Source organism: Vibrio splendidus 12E03 (assembly GCF_000272105.2).
In the GTDB taxonomy this organism is placed as follows: Bacteria; Pseudomonadota; Gammaproteobacteria; order Enterobacterales; family Vibrionaceae; genus Vibrio; species Vibrio splendidus_I.
Genome location: NZ_AJZD02000289.1, coordinates 1 through 207, shown reverse-complemented (window position 1 = coordinate 207; position 207 = coordinate 1). Strand labels below are relative to the sequence as shown.

Here is a 207-nt window from a genome sequence, read left to right as displayed (position 1 = left end):
AAGCGCTGTTATACCCAAGGCAAGAAGGAGCCATAGAAAGTCACTGTTCAAGCGCATAACGTTTACTCTTTTCTATGCAATAAAAGGTGGATCACTTCATGTTCATCCACATGGTCCACTTCAACACGGTATACCCCCTTTGCTTGCACCGCTTTAATGAGCGCTTTCAAGCGTTCAGTTTTCACCGTCATGGCCAATGGTTTGATT

The 207-nt window shown here is 44.4% G+C and carries 1 pseudogene; it reads right to left on the bottom strand.

The features are described from left to right. Positions 1 to 62: 62 nt before the first annotated feature. Positions 63 to 207 (bottom strand): annotated as a pseudogene (locus A142_RS25750) (DUF2913 family protein); the annotation flags it as partial.